20 protein-coding genes are annotated in these 18,391 nt (G+C 58.0%); 14 read left to right on the top strand and 6 right to left on the bottom strand.

Features of this window, described 5'->3' with window-relative positions; translation table 11 throughout:
• Nucleotides 1–52: 52 nt before the first annotated feature.
• From A0251_RS09410 to A0251_RS17170, 4 genes are all read right to left on the bottom strand, one after another.
• Entirely contained in the window at nt 53–553 is a 501-nt protein-coding gene (locus A0251_RS09410; protein WP_231874209.1) for a hypothetical protein, read from the bottom strand.
• A gap of 84 nt (nt 554–637) precedes the next feature.
• Nucleotides 638–1,606 (bottom strand): DUF932 domain-containing protein, encoded by a 969-nt coding sequence (locus A0251_RS09415; protein ID WP_008929383.1) that lies wholly within the window; start codon nt 1,604–1,606, stop codon nt 638–640.
• 97 nt (nt 1,607–1,703) lie between these two features.
• Nucleotides 1,704–2,198, bottom strand: coding sequence for a DNA repair protein RadC (gene radC / locus A0251_RS09420; protein WP_008929384.1), 495 nt, complete (start codon nt 2,196–2,198; stop codon nt 1,704–1,706).
• A gap of 70 nt (nt 2,199–2,268) precedes the next feature.
• Complete coding sequence (locus A0251_RS17170) at nt 2,269–2,601, bottom strand: hypothetical protein (protein WP_082810825.1); 333 nt, start codon at nt 2,599–2,601, stop codon at nt 2,269–2,271.
• A 259-nt stretch (nt 2,602–2,860) separates the two neighbouring features.
• Between A0251_RS17170 and A0251_RS09435 the strand changes: the two genes are divergently transcribed.
• Nucleotides 2,861–4,023 (top strand): IS3 family transposase gene (locus A0251_RS09435; RefSeq protein WP_119917345.1). Its coding sequence is split into 2 segments (ribosomal slippage): nt 2,861–3,116 and nt 3,116–4,023, totalling 1,164 coding nucleotides; the frame shifts between segments, so codons are not numbered across the junction.
• Nucleotides 4,024–4,209: 186 nt separating this feature from the next.
• Here A0251_RS09435 and A0251_RS09440 read toward each other — a convergent pair.
• A complete protein-coding gene (locus tag A0251_RS09440; protein ID WP_008930104.1) occupies nt 4,210–5,616 on the bottom strand; it encodes a heavy metal sensor histidine kinase in 1,407 nt (468 codons plus the stop codon).
• Nucleotides 5,603–6,295, bottom strand: a complete 693-nt coding sequence (locus A0251_RS09445) for a heavy metal response regulator transcription factor (RefSeq protein WP_008930105.1) — start codon at nt 6,293–6,295, stop codon at nt 5,603–5,605. The genes A0251_RS09440 and A0251_RS09445 overlap by 14 nt, the downstream gene beginning before the upstream one ends.
• Before the next feature lie 186 nt (nt 6,296–6,481).
• Here A0251_RS09445 and A0251_RS09450 point away from each other — a divergent pair, with 186 nt between their 5' ends.
• The 13 genes from A0251_RS09450 (at nt 6,482) to A0251_RS09515 (ending at nt 18,378) form a co-directional block, all read left to right on the top strand.
• Nucleotides 6,482–6,772, top strand: coding sequence for a hypothetical protein (locus tag A0251_RS09450; RefSeq protein ID WP_062816619.1), 291 nt, complete (start codon nt 6,482–6,484; stop codon nt 6,770–6,772).
• A 17-nt stretch (nt 6,773–6,789) separates the two neighbouring features.
• Entirely contained in the window at nt 6,790–7,350 is a 561-nt protein-coding gene (locus A0251_RS09455; protein WP_062816620.1) for a cytochrome c, read from the top strand.
• An 83-nt stretch (nt 7,351–7,433) separates the two neighbouring features.
• Complete coding sequence (locus A0251_RS09460) at nt 7,434–9,209, top strand: copper resistance system multicopper oxidase (protein WP_062816621.1); 1,776 nt, start codon at nt 7,434–7,436, stop codon at nt 9,207–9,209.
• 9 nt (nt 9,210–9,218) lie between these two features.
• A complete protein-coding gene (locus A0251_RS09465) occupies nt 9,219–9,968 on the top strand; it encodes a copper resistance protein B (RefSeq protein ID WP_062816622.1) in 750 nt (249 codons plus the stop codon).
• Nucleotides 9,969–10,010: 42 nt separating this feature from the next.
• Nucleotides 10,011–11,363, top strand: coding sequence for an APC family permease (locus tag A0251_RS09470; protein WP_082810826.1), 1,353 nt, complete (start codon nt 10,011–10,013; stop codon nt 11,361–11,363).
• Nucleotides 11,364–11,391: 28 nt separating this feature from the next.
• The gene (locus A0251_RS09475) at nt 11,392–11,610 is read left to right on the top strand and encodes a hypothetical protein (RefSeq protein WP_062816623.1); all 219 of its coding nucleotides are present in this window, start codon (nt 11,392–11,394) and stop codon (nt 11,608–11,610) included.
• Nucleotides 11,611–11,742: 132 nt separating this feature from the next.
• The gene (locus A0251_RS09480) at nt 11,743–12,063 is read left to right on the top strand and encodes a P-II family nitrogen regulator (RefSeq protein WP_062816624.1); all 321 of its coding nucleotides are present in this window, start codon (nt 11,743–11,745) and stop codon (nt 12,061–12,063) included.
• Nucleotides 12,064–12,266: 203 nt separating this feature from the next.
• Nucleotides 12,267–12,629, top strand: coding sequence for an NADH-quinone oxidoreductase subunit A (locus tag A0251_RS09485; RefSeq protein WP_062816625.1), 363 nt, complete (start codon nt 12,267–12,269; stop codon nt 12,627–12,629).
• Nucleotides 12,630–13,093: 464 nt separating this feature from the next.
• Complete coding sequence (locus tag A0251_RS09495; protein ID WP_304438781.1) at nt 13,094–14,704, top strand: heavy metal-binding domain-containing protein; 1,611 nt, start codon at nt 13,094–13,096, stop codon at nt 14,702–14,704.
• Nucleotides 14,701–15,597, top strand: coding sequence for a complex I subunit 1 family protein (locus A0251_RS09500; RefSeq protein WP_008930117.1), 897 nt, complete (start codon nt 14,701–14,703; stop codon nt 15,595–15,597). The genes A0251_RS09495 and A0251_RS09500 overlap by 4 nt, the downstream gene beginning before the upstream one ends.
• Nucleotides 15,597–16,163: an NADH-quinone oxidoreductase subunit J gene (locus A0251_RS09505; RefSeq protein WP_008930118.1), complete on the top strand. Its 567-nt coding sequence runs from the start codon at nt 15,597–15,599 to the stop codon at nt 16,161–16,163. Before A0251_RS09500 ends, A0251_RS09505 begins: the two co-directional genes overlap by 1 nt.
• Nucleotides 16,160–16,471 (top strand): NADH-quinone oxidoreductase subunit NuoK, encoded by a 312-nt coding sequence (gene nuoK, locus A0251_RS09510; protein WP_008930119.1) that lies wholly within the window; start codon nt 16,160–16,162, stop codon nt 16,469–16,471. Before A0251_RS09505 ends, nuoK begins: the two co-directional genes overlap by 4 nt.
• Nucleotides 16,468–18,378, top strand: a complete 1,911-nt coding sequence (locus A0251_RS09515) for an NADH-quinone oxidoreductase subunit L (RefSeq protein ID WP_062816628.1) — start codon at nt 16,468–16,470, stop codon at nt 18,376–18,378. The genes nuoK and A0251_RS09515 overlap by 4 nt, the downstream gene beginning before the upstream one ends.
• Nucleotides 18,379–18,391 lie beyond the last annotated feature (13 nt).

The following is an 18,391-nucleotide window of genomic DNA, read 5'->3' on the forward strand; positions in this document are numbered from 1 at the left end:
GACACCAGACGCAGGGCCGGACGGGATGAGGGTTTGATAGCGCGGGGAGTGCTCATGAGTGACCTCCTTCCAGTTGGGTCAGCCGCTCGGTAAAGCGATCATGGAGATTGATCAGCCGATGGGTCTGGGGCGTCTGATCCGAGGGGATCTCATGACTGCCGCCTTGACTGAAGAAGGTGACTACCAGATCGGTGATCATCTGTTGGATGTCGGCGTTGGATGGCAGATTGCCGTCATTGTCGAGCAGATAGGTGCCCAGCTGTTCGCCCAGGATGGACACCACCTCGTACTCGAACACCCCAGGAAACCCTTGCGGGCCGTACCAGTAGGGTTGCACCTGTTTCCAGATATCGGGGATGAAGTCACACAGGGTGCTGATCAGTTCGATACAGCCATTACCCCAGATCTCCAGAAGCCGGGTACCGCGCTCCTTGTTCAGCATCATCCCCTCATGGAGAAAGGCGCCCCAGATGGCGGCCAGATGCGGGGAGAGGGGGGGCGCAGAGAGTCTGGCTTCCGGGCCCACACGGTTATCGTGATTAGGTTCTGTCATGGTCAGGCTCCAAACAATAAAAAGCCCGACCGGCACAGAGCGGGTCGGGCTTTAGTCGAGGGAAAAGAGTGAGTCGGGAATCAGTCAGGCCACCAGTTCCAGGGTCTGGCTCAGGGCCCGCTGCTTGATCTGGGCACCCTTGCCGAACCAGGCGGAATCCAGTCGATTGTCGGTACTGCGGGCGCGACGTTCGTGGTCCACGAACTCGGTTACGGCATTCAGCAGGCCGTAGGCCGTGTTCTTGGCAGACGGCAGCTCCGCACCGCGACCGGACCCGTCATACAGGGTCATGGCCTTTTTCATGGCGTGCTCGTTGGGTTTCACCAGCATGTCACCCGATGAGTAGTTCACATCGGTGAAGACCGAGCGCATGACCTTCTCGGCGGTCTTGCGGGTGATGCGCCGCTCGCTCAGGGCCTTCAGCCGGTACATGAAGTCATCCCAGGCGGAGACGGAGATCCCCAGCTGCTTCTTGACGGCCTGAGCATCGAACGTGGTGTTGTGGCGGACCTTCACCGCCTGGCCGGCGCCATTGAGAGCAACCGCCAGGGTGTTATTGCACACCACCCGGATGCTGGTGAACTGGGCAGTGGTAGCCAGAGTGCCGTCACAGGCGGTGGCCAGCAGCACATAGCCGTTGGTCTGGTCATTGCCTGCCAAGGAACCCGTTTGCCCCGTGCGGGCAAGGGCCCACAACTTGCGGCCCCCTTTAAGGACGCCAGCGGTTTCCAGTTCAAAGCCAGAGCGCTCGGTGAGATCCCGGTAAAACTCCAGGATCTGCCGGGGCTGCACCACCTTGAAGCGGTTACTCACTACGGACAGAGGTGCCTGATTGTCTGAGCGGAACAGCACCTTCTGATCCGGGAAGGATGAGATCTGGCCGAGCGCACCGGCCTCACTGCTAATGAAGCGGACAGGGGTTTCACGTATCTCCCAGTCCATGCCGGCTTCCTGCATCCAGACATTGAGGGGTTGTTGGGCAGCGAGCTGGTTACCCAGCCCGTGCCAGGGTGTACGGCCTGCATAGGCCATGCTTTCGACAAGATGTGCCATGGTAAATCTCCAGGAATAACGATGAGCCCGAAGCGGGCGGATTAACGAGTGAGAAGAGGGGGGGGCATGCGTAGAGCAAAAGCAGAAGAGCGAAGGCTCAGAGCCAGCCACGCTGGGCCAAGCTGACCCACTCGGAGCGGGACACGACGAAGTGATCCAGGACCCGCACATCGATCAGGGCCAGAGCGTCCTTCAGCCGGGTAGTAATGGTGCGATCAGCCTGGGAGGGCTCACAGCACCCGGAGGGATGGTTATGGGCGAAGATCACGGCAGCGGCATTGCAGGCCAGAGCCTGCTGTACCACCACACGGGGATACACCGCTGCGCCATCAATGGTGCCGTTGAACAAGGGTTCGAAACTGAGCACCTTGTGCTTGTTGTTGAGGAAAATGGCCGCGAAGACCTCGTTCTTCTCCTGGGCCAGGGCCATCTGCAGGAACTGGGCGACATCGGTGGGAGAGGTGAGTGCCTCCCGACCGGTCAGTTCATCCAGCAGGATGGTGGCAGCGGTACTGATAATCTCCTCGGGTTTAACGCAGCCCTGTACGTGGTACAGGCCCTGCTCGTTCTTTACGAAAGTGGGGATATCCATAGAAACTCCAAAACGGCATAAAAAAGCCCGCACATGGCGGGCTTCGGGATCAAGGGGGAAGGGATGGGGCTTACTCGGTATTGAGACGGAAGCTATGCCCGCAATCCAGGCATTCCAGGTTGTCGAGATAGGTCTCGTCGAGCTTGGCGCCCAGCGCAGCACCGGCCTCACCGCCAGCGACGCCTCCAGCCAGGCCGCCAAGTACGGCACCGGCGATGCCGCCAATCGCAGACCCGGCAGGACCAAACGCCAGGCCGACGGTGGCGCCCACGCGAGCGCCACTGGTGGCCATGGCGATGCCACTCGCGGCACCAGCAACTGTGCCTACAGAACCGCCGACCTTGCGGCCATTTCCTAGGGCGACGACCCGGATAGAGCGGCAGGACGGACATTGAATGATCATGGAACCTCCATGAGATGGGGCCAGGAAGGCCATTCCTTCCTGGCTTCATGGAGGTGATATATGTTTGAAATTATTTGGAAAGTGGGTTGAGTCAGGTCGGTCTTCTGCAGTCAGGCGCCATACTAAGCCAAGTCTTGGAAGTCATTGAGGGGGAGTCAGCGCCGTTTTGCTGCCCTTGTATTTCGACCTTGTGTAGTGGTCTAATGAATCCGGACACCAACGTAGGGTGGTAAAATCACCACCTTAAGCGAGGTGTCATATGACCAGAAAACGACGATCCTTTACACCTGAATTCAAGCAGGAAGCCGCCAGCTTGGTGCTGGACCAAGGCTACACCGTTCCCCAAGCCAGCACATCGCTTGGTGTAGTCGAGAGCGCGCTGCGGCGCTGGGTTAAGCAGCTTGAGGCTGAACGCCAAGGTGTTACCCCCAAAGGCAAGGCTCTTACCCCGGAACAGCGCCGAATACAGGAGCTTGAGGCTCGGTGTGAGCGCCTGGAACGGGAGAAGAACATTCTAAAAAAGGCTACTGCTCTCTTGATGTCGGACGACTGGAATCGTACGCGCTGATTGACCAATTAAGTGAGCAAGAGCCTGTGGAATTGGTCTGTTCAGCGTTTAATGTGCATCGTTCCTGTTACTACGAACACCGTAAGCGGAGCCGTCGTATCGATGCGGAGCGTGTGGCCTTGAAAGCCAAAGTGAACCGCTTGTTCAATCAGAGTCGCAGCTCGGCGGGAAGCCGTACGATACAAGGGCTCCTCAATGAGCAAGGGGAGGAAGTTGGTCGCTTCAAGGTACGCAGTCTTATGCGTGAACTCGGGCTGATCTGTAAGCAGCCTGGGCCTCATGCTTACAAGCAGGCGACAGTAGAGCGGCCAGATATACCGAACCATCTGGATCGAGAGTTTACGATGGCAACCCCGAATCAGGTGTGGTGCGGAGATATCACCTATATCTGGACGGGGCAGTGCTGGAGTTATCTGGCTGTTGTTCTGGATCTCTATGCACGACGGGTTGTTGGCTGGGCGATCTCCAGCAGCCCGGATGCAGATCTGGTGGTGAAGGCGTTGGAACATGCCTGGGAGCAACGCGGTCAACCTGAGAAACTCATGTTCCACTCGGATCAGGGCAGCCAATATGCCAGCCGAGTGTTCCGGCAGCGGTTATGGCGCTATCGAATGCAGCAAAGCATGAGCCGGCGGGGCAACTGTTGGGACAATGCGCCAATGGAAAGGCTGTTCCGCAGCCTCAAATCAGAGTGGGTGCCTACGATGGGCTACCGCAACTTGCCCGAAGCAAAGAAAGATATCGGTGACTATCTGATGGGTTACTACAATTACCACAGGCCTCACAGCTACAACGGCGGGATCGCCCCTGCGGTGGCCGAAGAAAAACCTAAATCACTGTCCGGTATTAGTTGACCACTACAGTTCACAATAAGTGCGTCGGGGAAGTCGGCGCTTTTTTCTTCCACCGACCTTCACCGCCTGCGCTTTTTTATAGTCATTGATGAATGTGGACCCAGTGTATCCCCCCGAAGTCCGTTTTGCGAAGAACGACTCGCGCGTCTCAAAATCCGTTATATTCGGCGTAGCTCATATCGTCGGTTAGGCGTGGCTTTGGGTAGCAGGGAAATAGAGGGTAAACGTGGTTCTAGTTGGGGAGGAGGCCGCTTCCGCCTGACCACCATGAACCTCGACGATTGATCTTACAATAGCCAAGCCGAGCCCCGCACCTTCGCTTTGGCGGGTCCTCGAAGGATCGGCACGGTAAAAGCGGTCAAAAATGTTGGGCAAATGCTCGGAGGGAATCTCCGGTCCAGGGTTCAGCACACTCAGAGAAACGCGACGATCCGAGAGCCGGACCAGCCGTACCAGTACTGTTTGACCCGACGGTGTGTAGCGAATGGCGTTGGACAAAAGGTTGGAAATTGCCTGTCGCAGCATAGCGCGGTCGCCCAGTATCGTCGGTGCCTGACCTTCCAGTGTCAGGCTGATACGCTTCTCTTCCGCCAGTGCCTCGAAAAAATCGAACAGCGCATGCACCTCTCTCGCTAAATCCAATGGTGTCTGTACCGGCTTGAGCAGGCCATGGTCGCTTTTGGCCAGCCACAGCATGTCATTGACCATCTTGGCCAGTCGTTCCTGCTCTTCCAGATTGGAGTACAGAAGCTCACGATACTCCTCGGAGGCTCTGGCCTTTCCCAGCCCAACCTGGGTCTGGGTGATAAGATTGGTGAGCGGTGTCCGCAATTCGTGTGCGATGTCGGCCGAGAAATGCGATAGGCGAGTAAAGCTGTCTTCCAGCCGCCCGATCATGTGATTGAACGAGATTACCAGGCCCTGTAATTCCGATGGCACCGAGGCGGGGTCGAAGCGCACATGGAGTCGGTCGGCCTGGATGTCTCCCATCCTGTCGGATAGCCTGCGCAGGGGAGCATGGGCCTGATGAATGCCATACCAGGCGGCCAGAAGGGTAATAGCACCGGCTAGGGTCATGATAAGCCACAAAGCACGGCGAAAGCTTCGCAGAAACTCCAGGTGGAAGCCCATGTCAATCGCCGTAGTGATTGAGTAGCTTCGGCCCCCGACTTCAACGTCAGAGACTACACCCCGGAAGGTCTTATCGCCGTCCTGCCAGGTTTGCACGTTTTCTACGTTAATTTCGGAGGTGGGGGCGAGCGTGTCGGTTACTTGAGTCAGGTTGGCTCCTGGCATGCTGTAGATAATGTCGCCTTGCGCCTTTCGAACCTGGAAAAAGACACCGTGATGTCCGGATATGGCGTTGGCCAGGGCATCACTCTGTTGTGCGGAATCGTTGCCACCGTTCAGCAAGGTTTTGGCGACGGCTTGGGTCATCACCGCTAGTTCACCGGCATCCTGTTCGGCAAAGTGACGCTCAACGGCACTGAGGAGCAGACTTCCGATCAAGATGAGGCTGAGCCCAATCGCCAGTCCCACAAATATCATGACCCGGGCGGCCAGCGACAGTGGTGGCCGGTCAGTGATCTTCATCGTCGGTTTCCACGTCAAGCTTGTACCCCATGCCGCGCACTGTGTGAATCAGTCTGGGCTCGAAATCATCGTCAATTTTGGCCCTCAGCCGACGAATGGCCACATCGATCACGTTGGTGTCGGAATCGAAGTTCATGTCCCATACCTGGGAAGCAATGAGCGAACGAGGCAACACCTCACCACGCCGACGGACCAAAAGCTCCAGAAGGCAAAATTCTTTGTGGCTGAGATTGATCCTCTTTCCGGCGCGGGTAACGCGGTGTTTTGGTAGATCAAGGGACAGGTCGGCGATTTCCAGCTGTTCCGATAGGGTCGGTGTGGACGGCCGGCGCAGCAAGGTGCGTATTCGGGCCAGAAGTTCCGTAAAGGCAAACGGTTTTACGAGGTAATCGTCCGCTCCCAGCTCCAGGCCCTTAACACGATCATCTACCGCGTCGCGGGCGGTGAGAAACAGCACCGGCGTCTGGCGGCCAGCTTCGCGCAATGACTGCACGATGCGCCATCCGTCCACATCTGGCAGCATGACGTCCAGAACGATCAGCTCGAATGACTCCGTCATCGCCAAGTGGTGGCCGTCGAGCCCGTTGCGCGCCAGCTCGACCATAAAGCCGGCTTCGGTCAAGCCTTGGCGCAGATAGTCACCTGTCTTTACTTCGTCCTCTACCACCAGCAGTCGCATGAAGCACCTCTTCTGATCCGTATCGCGCGAGTGTAGCTGACTGTGTCCAACGACAAGGTTACACGAACATTACAAAAATGTAATGTTCGAGTCATCTGGCAGACAGGGCCTGTTTGTTAGTCTGAGACTCAGTTGCTGAAAAAACTGAATTGCCGTTCACCTTCGTTGTACTTGAGGAGTTACCCCATGACACACAAACCACTACTTTGGTTGACCACCCTGCCGGCGCTTCTGTTGGCCCTGTCAGTGCAGGCGCATGAACCTTCGGAGCATATGGAGGGGGACGAAAAACCGAACTGCTCGGAAATGAAGGAAATGGACCACTCCGAAATGGATATGGATGATCCGGTCATGCAGGCCATGATGAAGAAGTGCAAGCACCACATGGATAAGAGTGATGCCGACTCGAAGGAGTCCCAGCACAAGCACTCCGAGTCCGATGATGACGCGCCGCGTAAGTCCAATCACGACCACTAGAGCATGAAGGAGGGCACATGGCGGCCCCTGGGTTTTTGTCTTGCACCAAGTGCCTGGTCCTTGCACTCGTTTTCGCCATAGCGGCGGGCGGGGCGCTCATCTACTCGGGCTTGTATCCCGTCGGTGCGGATGATCGGCACACCCCTCTGACCTACTGGGCGCTGGAGACGCTGCGCGAGCGCTCGGTTGACCGGGCGTCGGACGAGATCGAGGTGCCAGCGGATCTGGATACGTCCGACCGCCTACTGGCGGGGGGTGCCGACTACAACGACATGTGTGCCGGTTGCCATCTCAAGCCGGGTAAGGCTCAGAGTGACTTCGCACTGGGCCTCAACCCCCAGCCACCGAATCTGACGCAACAGCATCAAGATGAAGAGGCCCTTGAGTCGCAGGCCCGAAAACGCTTTTGGGTTATTAAGCACGGTATCAAGGCATCGGGCATGCCGGCCTGGGGGCCGAACCATGATGACGAACGGATTTGGGATATGGTGGCCTTCTTGCGGCGTCTACCCGAGCTGTCGCCCGAGCAGTACCAAATCTTGACCACCCGGGGAGCCGATGACGCCAATCATCATTGACTTGGGTAATTGCGCCACGCTGGTCGCCGAAGTCAGAAGTTTTTTGCGAGAGACAAGCAGGTAACGAGATTAGAGGTTACATGATGGAAAAACCAGTAGAAGCGGGCCGTCGACGGTTTATCAAATCAGCGCTCGGGGCGGCATCGGCCCTCGCCATGGCGAGGATGGCACCGACCTGGGCGTCTCCTCTGGGGCGAAGCTATAGCGATGTCGTCAATGCGAATCCAGCGGTTGATCTGCATATTCGCCGGGCGGATATGAACATTGGTGGAAAGGTCGGCAGACCGATCACCATCAACGGCAGCATGCCCGGGCCGTTGATCAGGTTGAAAGAAGGACAGAGAGCTCGCCTGAACGTTACCAACTCGCTTGCTGATGACACCTCAATTCATTGGCACGGCATCATTCTGCCCGAGAACATGGATGGTGTGCCCGGCGTGAGCTTTCCCGGTATCAAGCCAGGAGAAACCTTTCAGTACGAATACGACGTTCAACAAAATGGAACCTATTGGTATCACAGCCACTCGGGACTGCAGGAGCAGTTGGGGCACCTGGGGCCACTGGTGATTGATCCGGCCGACGGCGATATAGGCGCGGACCGGGAGCATGTGATCATCCTGAGCGACTGGACTTTTGAAGACCCTCACGAGGTATTCCGCAACCTGACCGTCGCGGAGGGCTACTACAATTACCAGCAGCGAACCTTGGGGGACACTTTTGCCGATATCCGCCGTCAAGGGCTGGCGAAAACCTTGGAACAGCGGTCCATGTGGAACACAATGCGCATGAGCTCCCGGGATTTGCTGGATGTGACCGGATCCACCTATACCTATCTGATGAATGGCCGTGATAATGCAACAAACTGGACAGCGCTGTACAAGCCCGGCGAAAAGGTCCGGTTGAGAATCATCAATGGATCGGCCATGTCGTTTTTTGATTTTCGCATTCCGGGCCTTGAGATGGTGGTGGTCTCCGCCGACGGTCAACCGATCAAGCCAGTCACAGTCGATGAATTCCGTATCGGCGTGGCGGAAACCTACGATGTCATCGTGACGCCGAAAAGCGACCGGCCCTATACGCTGTTCGCGGAGAGTATGGACCGCAGCGGTTATGTCCGGGGCACGCTCGCAACGGAGGTGGGGCAGCAAGCACAGGTGCCCGATTTGCGGCCGGTGCCCGAGCGGGGTATGGCGGCCATGGGAATGAGCCACGATATGGATGGCATGGATATGTCGTCTTCCAAGGGCGATGAATCCGGTATGGGGGGCCAGCATGAGATGCACGGTGACCATGGCGGGGGTATGGCGGCATCTCAACAACGGCCTTCGGCCCCGGATCTTGGCATCGAGCACGCACCGGGTGGCCATGGTCCCGCCGCAGCGATGATTGCTCGCAATCCGGTCAGCCGGCTAAACGAGCCTGGCGTTGGCCTTGAGGATGTGGATCATCGCGTTCTGGTCTATGGCGATCTGATCGGCGCTCATCCCTGGCCAGACGAAAGGGAGCCGGAACGGGACATTGAGCTTCACCTCACCGGCAACATGGAGAAATACATGTGGTCCTTTGATGGGGTGAAGTTTACCGAAGTCGATGGTCCCGTAGAGTTCAACCATGGAGAGCGTCTGCGTCTGATCATGGTGAATGACACCATGATGGATCACCCCATCCATTTGCATGGCATGTGGATGGAGCTTGAAAACGGCCAATACCCCCGTCCTCGAAAACACACTATCAGCCTTAAACCCAGTGAGGTGGTCTCGTTGCAAATCAGCGCTGATGCGCCCGGCAGCTGGGCTTTTCACTGCCATCTGCTGTATCACATGAAGGCAGGCATGTTCCGCGTCGTCAACGTCAGCTAAGGAGGAATTATGAGAAAATTGGAGATCGTTGTGTCTCTGGTGCTGGCTGGAGTGAGCGGCCCGGTGTGGGCGGGCCACGCCGAAGACGACTGGCCCGAGCCCGTTAAATCCTATCGAACCGGCCAGATTCTGTTTGACCGACTGGAAGTCACCCGGACCGATAACGACGAAGACGTGCTCGTCTGGGATATGCTGGCCTGGTACGGTAGCGACAGAAATCGAATCTATTTCAAGAGCGAAGGCGAAAACCAGAAGGATGATGGCGAGCCCACTGAGCTGGAGAGCGCGGAGGTGCTGGCCAGTCGTCTGATTGCCCCGTTCTGGGAGCTACAGGGGGGTATTGGTACCCGGGGGTCGTTGGCGTCGGGGGCGGAGCGCGAGAACTACCTGGTGTTCAGCCTGTTCGGTGTGGCCCCCTATCGGTTTGAGATGGATAACTCCATTACGGTGAATGAGGATGGCGACATCGCCGCGACCATTGAGGCCGAATACGACCTGCGCCTGACCCAGGTGTCCTACCTGCAGCCGCGTTTGGAAGTTGCCGCCGCATTGACCGATGCTGAAGCGTACGATCGCCCCACCGGATTGAATGATATTCGTGTGGGATTACGCTATCGGTACGAACTGTCCAGAGAATTTGCTCCCTACATTGGTGCCTATTGGAGCCGCTCTCTGGGGGACAAGGCTGACCAGATACGTGCCGGAGGCGGAGACGACTCCGAAACCGGCCTCGTCATTGGCGCCCGCATTTGGTTCTGATTTCATAGAGTAGATAAACCAACTTAACAGCCCGGAGGCTTTATGGCTAAGGACGATGATAGAACAACGCGTTATCAGGAAGGAAGTTTGACATTATCGGGTACGGTCATGCTGGGTACCGGTGTCATGATTGGCGCCGGTATCTTTGCGCTTACCGGGCAGATGGCGCAGATGACCGGCGTCCTTTTCCCGTTGGCGTTCCTGGCCGCCGCCGTCATCGTCAGCTTCAGCGCCTATTCGTACATCAAGATTTCCAATGCCTACCCGTCCGCCGGTGGCATTGGCATGTATTTGCACAAGGCCTATGGCAATCGCTTGCCAACAGCGTTCAACGCTCTGCTGATGTATTTTTCCATGGTGATTGCCCAGAGTTTTCTCGCCCGCACTTTCGGCTCTTACACCATGCAGCTCTTCGGTGGCGACCAGAGCGGCATAATGGTGCCTGTTCTCGGTGTGTCCCTCATCATCGCCGCCTTTCTGGTCAATCTTTCAAGTAATCGGTTGATCCAGGGCGTGGCCTCATTTATCGGTATTTTGAAAATTGCGGGCATTATCATTTTCGGGCTGGTCGGAATCTGGGTCGCGGACAGTCTTTCAGTGGACTTCTCAAGCCCCGGAGAGGCGGGAACCGTAGGCAACTTCCTGGGGGCTACGGCTCTGGGGATATTGGCGTTTAAAGGCTTTACGACCATTACCAATAGCGGCTCTGAGGTGAAAAATCCTAAGCGTAATGTCGGTCGTGCCATTGTGATTTCTATCGCTGCTTGCGTCGTGATCTACACACTCGTTGGTTTCGCTGTTGCGAGCAACCTTTCATTGGCCGAAATCATCGAGACGCGGGATTATTCCCTGGCCGCTGCCGCGCGCCCAGCACTGGGAAACTATGGGGTCTGGTTCACGGTGGCCATTGCAATGATGGCTACTGCGGGCGGCATTCTAGCCAGCATTTTTGCGGTCTCACGAATGCTGGCCATGCTGACTGAAATGAAGCTGGTCCCACACAATCATTTTGGTATGCCTGGGAGTATCCAGAAGCACACTCTGGTCTATACTGTCGTTTTGGGCTTGTTTCTGACCGCATTTTTTGATCTGTCTCGGATTGCCGCTCTGGGAATTGTGTTCTACTTGATAATGGATATCGCCATTCACTGGGGCGTGCTTCGCTACTTGCGTGAGGACATCAAGGCCAAAGCGTGGGTACCCGTTACAGCCATTGCTCTCGATTTACTGGCGCTCGGAGGTTTTGTCTGGGTCAAACTGAATACGGATCCGTTCGTGATCGGCGTGGCCGTAGTGGCGATGGTCCTAATTGCGGTTGGCGAGCAGGTATTTCTTAAAAAAACGTCGGGGGTAGAGCCGCCGACTGGAGAGCACACTCATTCTCATCACCACTGAATTAACCAATTGAAATGGAGCTTCGAATATGATTGAAGGTAACATGTTAGGAAACACCATGGGCGCGGGCCACTGGTTATGGATGCTGGTTGTTGCCATTATTGTTGTGATACCGACGTGGCGTATTTGCCAGCGTGTTGGGTATCCGGGAATTTTGGGCGTTTTGATATTGATTCCACTCGTTAATCTTGCCTTTCTCTATTTTCTGGCGTTTGCGGATTGGCCATGTAACAAACGTGGCGACTGAGTTTTGAAGAGGCGTAGAAAATAGAAGTGTGTACCGTTTTTGACTGCAGTTTAGCTTCGAATGTTTAACTACTGGAAGAAGGGATGATCTGAGTTGCTCGTCGCTCAATTTCCTTAATGTAGTGGAGTTATGATGAATACGAAATTTTGCAAAGTAACGGCAATATTTTCCTCGTTAGAACTTGAAAAAGTCGAGGGCGCGCTGAAAGCAATTGGCGTGTCCGGCTTGACGGTTTCCAAGGTACGCGGTTTCGGCGAGTACCGGAACTACTATGCAGAGGACACTATGGCTGACTGGGTTCGCGCCGAGATATTCGAGGAAGCGGGTCGGGCGGAAAAAATAGTGAAAACCATTGCCCGGACGGTCCACAAGGGGCTCGACAGCGACGGGTTTGTGGCCGTTCTCCCGGTAGAAGATCTGTTGCATATTCGCGACTTCAAGGACGTGCCGTAGTCGAATCTACTTGTTAAAACTCAGTAGAAGGCGGAGGTTCTGACCGCGTGAGTAGAGGGATAGTTTGCGCTTCCGGCAAGGGTGTCTAGACTTGAAACTGATCTTCGTCGAACCATTCGTTGAACGGGGTTCCATATTTTTTGTGCAATAGAGAGTTAGATCTCACGAACCTGTGCCAGAGTAAACTTGAGAAGTTAGACGTTATGAGCGCTACACAACAATACTCATTGCTGCTGGGGTTAGCCCTGGGTGTCCTGGGTACGGTGTTGAGCCTTTATGGCTTGGCTCGTAGTTTGGGGGCGACACGGCAGGAGCCGGGAAAGGATGTGCCGGCGAGTGCGGGGGTGCTGTCACGCGATCCGGTCTGGGGACGTTATCATGCGCGCTATTACGGTTATGCGTTGCTGTTCTTGGCGTTCGATATGGAGATGGCCTACATGTACCCTTGGGCGGTTGTGTTCAAGGAGGTAGGGCTGGTTGCTTTACTTGATATGGGCGTGTTTCTTGCGATTCTCTTTCTCGGGCTGCTTTACGGATGGAGCCAGGGCGCTCTGAGGCGGCAGTGATGTCTGAGGCCGCAACGACACTTGCCGGCGCACGCAAAGGGCGTCCATCTATCCTGCGAAGGTGGGTTGGGCAGGCTCTGGCGCGCAATTTGAGCTGCCTGGTAGTCCCTGGGCCGGAAGTGGCCCTGGCGCATGGGCTGGACCTGGCGGCCGCAGACATGCGCATCGCCGCCACGCCGCGCGATGCCACTGTGCTTCTGATTGTCGGTGAGCTATCTCAGAAGTTGGATGAGGCCACAGCAGTGCTCTATGCCCAGATGCCTAGGCCGCGAGCTATTCTAGTGCTCGGTGGGTCAGCACCTTCGTCTTTACCTCAAGCTGACGTTTCTGCGGATCTCTCACAAACCGAACTGATGGAGGCGGCCACTCGGCTGCAGCGGTTGCTGGCCGAAGGCGCCTTCGCCGCCTCGCCCGACGATTTTGACTCATCAATCCTGCAAACCAAAACCGAATACGTCTGCCCCATGCACCCAGAAGTGGTGGAAGACGAACCAGGTAGCTGTCCCAAATGCGGCATGGACTTGGTGGCGCGCGAAGCCGGCGGCGACTCTGATGCCGGGGAACACGACGAGAACCGCGGCCACGAGCACCACGAACATCATCATGATCATAAGCATGAGAGCGAGGGACACGATCATCACCATGCTCACCACAATGATCATGGACAGAGTCATGAGCGCCATCACGGCCATCACCAGAATCATAAACACGCTCATGACCACGAACAGCATCAGGGCGACGACGATCACGAGCATGCTCATTGCCATGAGCATGAGGATCATCAGGGCCAGGATCACGGTCACCAACAGGAACCGGCTCAAGAACAATCCGGCACTGAATATATCTGTCCCATGCATCCAGAAGTAGTCAGAAGCGAGCCGGGCAGGTGCCCCAAATGCGGCATGGATCTAGAACCGCATAAGCCCGGAGAAGACGAGAGCGTGAAGGAAGATGTGTCGGAGCACGATCACGAGCACCACCATGACCATTCCGGGCACGACCATGACGGGCATGATCATTCTGACCACGACCACGACCACGACCACGACCACGACAGTTCCGGATTCATGTCCATGGTCGAGGTTACCAAAGACCTGCCCCGCAGTGCCGATGGTTTGGCAATGGACTGGCTTGAGGTGCCCTTCGGCCCCTGCTTTCCCGGTTTGCCGGGCGGATTGAAGCTAACCTTGACGCTCGACGGCGATGGGGTGACCGAGGGCCAAGCAACATCTCTGGTAGCTATGAACACGTCATCTGAAGAGGTGGCGGTCGAAACCTTCATCGAGCGCCTGGCGGCGGCTATGCCGTTGGCACCGGTAAGTTATCGCCTCTTGGCCTGTCGCGCTATCGAGCAGGCGGCCGGTCTGGAGCCAGATCCGGCCGTCGAGCGGGGCCGGGCGGCCGCTCTTGAGCGCGAGCGCATCGCCAGCCACCTGGGCTGGCTGGCTCAGTTGGGGCGCCAGCTCAGCTTTGTCTGGTTAACGCGTCGTGCGGCGGCTTTGCAATTGGAAACCCAGCGCGCCGACCGGGAGCAGCTTGTCGCCCTGCGACCGGCGCTGCAGTCGCTCATTGCACGGCTCGAGCATACGCCCCTCCTCAAAGCGCGCTTGAAAGGCATCGGAGCTTTGCCCCACGGCTCCCAGGATCTACGAGGCACGGTGGCCCGCGCCTCCGGCCGAACCGAAGACGCCCGCCAGGCGGATGCAATGTATCGCGAGCTGGGTTTCGAAATGCGCGCTGAGAGCGCCGGGGACGCCTGGGCGCGTCTCCGGCAGCGGCATGTTGAGATCATGACCAGTCTCGACCTCGTGGAGGTGGCCGGAGACCCTGAGCTCCCCAAGCTGCGCGCCATCGACAACCCTTCCGGAACGGGAGAGGCGACCGTGGAAACGCCGCGTGGCCGCGCCACATTGCGACTAACGCAGGAGCGAGGGCAGGTGGTATCGGTCGAGCTGGATAGCGCCTGCAGCCAACATATCGGCTTGGTCGCCGATTTGGTCGAGGGCCAGGAGCTGGGCGATGCCCTGGTGGCGGTCGGGTCACTGGATCTCTCGCCCTGGGAGGTGACCTCATGACTGTCGCCTTAGTGTTGCTCACCTTGCTGGTTGGCGCTTGGTTACTGGCTGTGATTGAGGCCTGGCTAACGACCGGCCGCCTGCGACCGGTTGCGCCGCTGCTGGCGGGCCTGTCGCACCTGGGCCGGGAGTCCATCCTGGCGCGCAAACCCGACCGGTTGTTTTTCGAGACCGCGCCAGTGTTGTTGCTGGTGGTAGCGGTGCTCGGTGCTGCCGTGCTTCCGCTGGCGCCGGATCTGGTCATCGCTGATCTGGCCACCGGCGCCTTGTTTCTTAACGCGGTGCTTGCCTATGTGTTGGTATCGCTGATTATGGCGGGTTGGGGCCCGAATGGCGCCTACGCGATGGTCGGTGGCTGGCGCTTTCTCGGCCAGCTTATCGCCTACTCCATGCTTATCGTCATGCCCATTACGGCGACCGCCATGCGCGCTGAGTCCCTGCTAAACAGTGCCATCGTCGAGTCTCAGGCCGGTTTATGGAACATAGTTTACCAACCGCTGGGCTTTGTGTTGTTTTTCATCGCCGCTATCGCGTTGGCGTTCCGCTCACCCTTCGACCTGCCTACCGCACCCGGTGAGTTGGCCGGCGGGGTCGACGCCGAATACACCGGCGTGCGCCTGGCAGTGTTGCGGCTGGCACGGTTGGTGATGGTAATCACCCTGTCTGCCGCGACCACGGTGTTTTTTCTCGGTGGCTGGCAGGGGCCGCTTTTGCCGCCCTGGGCCTGGAGCCTGATCAAGACTCTGGCGGTAGCCGTATCGATGTTGTTGGTCGGCTTTTATTTACCTCGTATTCGCGAGGCGGATCTGCTGGGCTGGTGCTGGAAGCTCGGGATCCCTCTGGCATTGCTCAATATCTTGATAGTCGGATTGCTCATCCTGGTGGTGCCTTAATGGTTGTTCAGGCTTTTTTTGTCGGCGTATTCGGGCTGGCAGCGATTGGTTTCGGTGTGGCGGTGTTCCGTACTGCGTCTATGGTGCGTTCTGCATTGGCGCTGCTGTTTTCGCAGGCCGCCGTGGGCTGCATGTTTCTGGCCATGCAGGCCGAATTCCTGGGCGTGCTGCAGATTATGATGATGGCCACCGAAATGAGCATCATGGCCATCTTCATGGTGATGTTCATGATGGACCCCGGTGGGCTTGGCGGGATGGATATGAGCCACCAGAAGCGCTTTTCGATTGGCGCCGGAGCCATTGCCGCCGCCACCGCCATCTCGGTAGCGCTGTTCTCTGATTGGGGACCGATAGTCGCCGAGGCGCCGGATGCCGCAATGCAAACGCGGGAACTCGGTTTTGAAATGTTGGGTCGCTCTATGCTGGTTTTCGAGACCGCCGCCATCACCATCCTGACCGCAATGATCGCGGCTACGGCAGTAGCGATTCCGGTGCGCCAGCCCGGCGTCGACACAGGAAAGCTCGACAAGGGAAACGGTGATAAAGAACAGGAGGCTTCAAAATGACTCCGGTACTGATCCTGGCACTTCTGACCGGCGCCATTCTCTTTGGTGTCGGTATCTATGGCGCGCTCTCGCAGACTAATCTGGTCATGATAATGATGGGCGTGGAGCTGATTCTGGCGGGCGCGCTGGTGAACCTGGTGGCCTTTTGGCGCTTTCTGCATCCGGAGGTCTACGCCGGACAGATGTTTGTGCTGGTGGTGATGACGGTTATGGCAGTGGAGATGGCCGTCGGTTTCGGCGTCGCAATTGCACGCTTCCGGGCCAAGGGCTCGGTCGAGATGGAAGAGGCAGGAGACCTGAAAGGATGAGTGACCTGGTCTTTCCCATAGTGTTCCCTTTGCTTGCGGCCGCTGCCATTCTGCTGCTGCGCCGGGGAGCGGCTATTTTGGCGTTGGCCGGGGTCGCACTCAGCCTGGCGGCAAGCCTTAGGCTTTTAGGGGCGACCGCCAGTGGTGACTCCGCACCCCTGGTGCTGCCAGGCTTGCCGGATCTGCCCTTGCGGTTGACCGCCGAGCCGCTAACCGCGCTGTTCAGTGTGTTGGTGGCCGCCGTGGCGACTTGCGTACTGATTTATTCGGTGGGCTATATGAAGCGGGAGTCCGGTTTACCCCGATTTTTTGCCCTCATGTCCCTGTTTGTTGCCGCCATGCAGGCCCTGGTGCTGGCCGGCGACTGGATTCTGGTGCTCGTCGCCTGGGAGCTGATCGGGTTGTGCAGTTACCTGCTGATCGGCTTCTGGTTTCAGCGACCCGAAGCGGCGAACGCCGCGAGCCGTGCCTTTCTCTACACCCGCAGCGCCGACCTTGGTCTGTACATCGCTATATTTATCCTCATCGGGGCGGCAGGCACCAGCCAGATCGCCGCCACCCTGAATGTCGACGGAGGCACCGCCGTGGCGGCCGGGCTTTTGTTGCTGCTGGCCGCCATGGGCAAGTCCGCCCAGGTCCCCTTGCAGGATTGGCTTATGCGCGCCATGGCGGGGCCAACACCGGTGTCGGCGTTGTTGCATTCGGCGACATTGGTGGCAGCTGGCGCCATTTTACTGATCCGCGTAGCGCCGCTGCTGGCGCCGAACGTTTTGCTCGCTATTGGGCTGGTGGGCGGTATTACTACCGTGGCGGCAGGGCTGATTGCGCTGGCCGAACGCGACCTCAAACGCCTGCTGGCAGCCTCAACCGCCAGTCAGTATGGTCTGATGCTGATTGCGGTCGGTGCCGGTGTGCCGCTGGCGGCGTTGCTGCATCTGCTCGCCCATGCCGCCATCAAGAGCGGCCTGTTTTTAGCGACTGGTGAATTTCAGCATGCGCGCGGCGGCACGGCTTTGAGGTGCTTGCGGGGTGTAGGGCGAGATCGGCGCTGGACTTTCCTCGGCTTCGCATTGGCAGCGATGGCCCTGGTGGGTGCTCCACCGCTGAGCGGCTTCTTCTCAAAGGACGCGGTGATCGCCGCCGCGCTGTCCGCACCAAGTACCGCCTGGCTCGCTCCGCTGGCACTGGCGGGCACACTGCTGACTGGCGCCTACCTGGCTCGCGCGCTTCGGATGCTATGGCTCGAGCGCGAGGAGGGCGAGAGCGAAAGCCGTCCGGTCGCCGGTGCCCGCTGGATGGGGGTGGGAGTATGGGCCCTGGTAATCCCAGCCGTCTTCCTGGGTCTGACCTTCGGTCCCATTGAAGCCTTGTTGGGTTTACCCGGCCCTGAAGCCCATGGCACTACCGCCATGCTGTTCGGACTTCTCGCGGCAGTGGTCGGCCTGGCGCTGGGCTGGCTGGTACCGGCACCGCGCCTGCTTGGCCCTTTCCACCCCTGGGCACAATCGGGGCTGGTCATCTCCGGAGGGCTCACCTTCTGGATCGGCCGACCAGCCATGGCCATTGCCTACGGCTGCCAGCGCCTGGAGCGTGGCCTATACGCGACCGTCCTGAGTGTCGGCCGTGGAGGCCTCTTCATTGCTCGAGGTTGCGGGCGCGTGGAACGAGGTTTGTATGCGGCGGTGTTGGGTACTGGCCGTGCCAGCTTGGCCGTGGCGCATTTGGTTCGGGTAGGAGATGAGCGCCGAATCGACGGCCTGATCTTCTCCCTGGTGGCCGGCGTGCGAGGCTGGGGAGACCGTGCCCGCTCCCTGCAAAGCGGTTGGATTCACCACAGTCTGGCTATCAGCGCCGTGGTTACCGCCGTAACACTGATCATACTGCTTTCGGCTTCATTGAGTTTCTAGAGGACAGCCATAC

Origin of the sequence: Alcanivorax sp. NBRC 102024 (genome assembly GCF_001602235.1) — a bacterium.
In the GTDB taxonomy this organism is placed as follows: Bacteria; Pseudomonadota; Gammaproteobacteria; order Pseudomonadales; family Alcanivoracaceae; genus Alcanivorax.

What these genes read in the sequence shown, in the direction of transcription:
- A0251_RS09410 (WP_231874209.1), bottom strand. Translation starts at nt 553, where the DNA reads ATGACAGAACCTAATCACGATAACCGTGTGGGCCCGGAAGCCAGACTC.
- A0251_RS09415 (WP_008929383.1), bottom strand. Translation starts at nt 1,606, where the DNA reads ATGGCACATCTTGTCGAAAGCATGGCCTATGCAGGCCGTACACCCTGG.
- radC (WP_008929384.1), bottom strand. Translation starts at nt 2,198, where the DNA reads ATGGATATCCCCACTTTCGTAAAGAACGAGCAGGGCCTGTACCACGTA.
- A0251_RS17170 (WP_082810825.1), bottom strand. Translation starts at nt 2,601, where the DNA reads ATGATCATTCAATGTCCGTCCTGCCGCTCTATCCGGGTCGTCGCCCTA.
- A0251_RS09440 (WP_008930104.1), bottom strand. Translation starts at nt 5,616, where the DNA reads ATGAAGATCACTGACCGGCCACCACTGTCGCTGGCCGCCCGGGTCATG.
- A0251_RS09445 (WP_008930105.1), bottom strand. Translation starts at nt 6,295, where the DNA reads ATGCGACTGCTGGTGGTAGAGGACGAAGTAAAGACAGGTGACTATCTG.
- A0251_RS09450 (WP_062816619.1), top strand. Translation starts at nt 6,482, where the DNA reads ATGACACACAAACCACTACTTTGGTTGACCACCCTGCCGGCGCTTCTG.
- A0251_RS09455 (WP_062816620.1), top strand. Translation starts at nt 6,790, where the DNA reads ATGGCGGCCCCTGGGTTTTTGTCTTGCACCAAGTGCCTGGTCCTTGCA.
- A0251_RS09460 (WP_062816621.1), top strand. Translation starts at nt 7,434, where the DNA reads ATGGAAAAACCAGTAGAAGCGGGCCGTCGACGGTTTATCAAATCAGCG.
- A0251_RS09465 (WP_062816622.1), top strand. Translation starts at nt 9,219, where the DNA reads ATGAGAAAATTGGAGATCGTTGTGTCTCTGGTGCTGGCTGGAGTGAGC.
- A0251_RS09470 (WP_082810826.1), top strand. Translation starts at nt 10,011, where the DNA reads ATGGCTAAGGACGATGATAGAACAACGCGTTATCAGGAAGGAAGTTTG.
- A0251_RS09475 (WP_062816623.1), top strand. Translation starts at nt 11,392, where the DNA reads ATGATTGAAGGTAACATGTTAGGAAACACCATGGGCGCGGGCCACTGG.
- A0251_RS09480 (WP_062816624.1), top strand. Translation starts at nt 11,743, where the DNA reads ATGAATACGAAATTTTGCAAAGTAACGGCAATATTTTCCTCGTTAGAA.
- A0251_RS09485 (WP_062816625.1), top strand. Translation starts at nt 12,267, where the DNA reads ATGAGCGCTACACAACAATACTCATTGCTGCTGGGGTTAGCCCTGGGT.
- A0251_RS09495 (WP_304438781.1), top strand. Translation starts at nt 13,094, where the DNA reads ATGCACCCAGAAGTGGTGGAAGACGAACCAGGTAGCTGTCCCAAATGC.
- A0251_RS09500 (WP_008930117.1), top strand. Translation starts at nt 14,701, where the DNA reads ATGACTGTCGCCTTAGTGTTGCTCACCTTGCTGGTTGGCGCTTGGTTA.
- A0251_RS09505 (WP_008930118.1), top strand. Translation starts at nt 15,597, where the DNA reads ATGGTTGTTCAGGCTTTTTTTGTCGGCGTATTCGGGCTGGCAGCGATT.
- nuoK (WP_008930119.1), top strand. Translation starts at nt 16,160, where the DNA reads ATGACTCCGGTACTGATCCTGGCACTTCTGACCGGCGCCATTCTCTTT.
- A0251_RS09515 (WP_062816628.1), top strand. Translation starts at nt 16,468, where the DNA reads ATGAGTGACCTGGTCTTTCCCATAGTGTTCCCTTTGCTTGCGGCCGCT.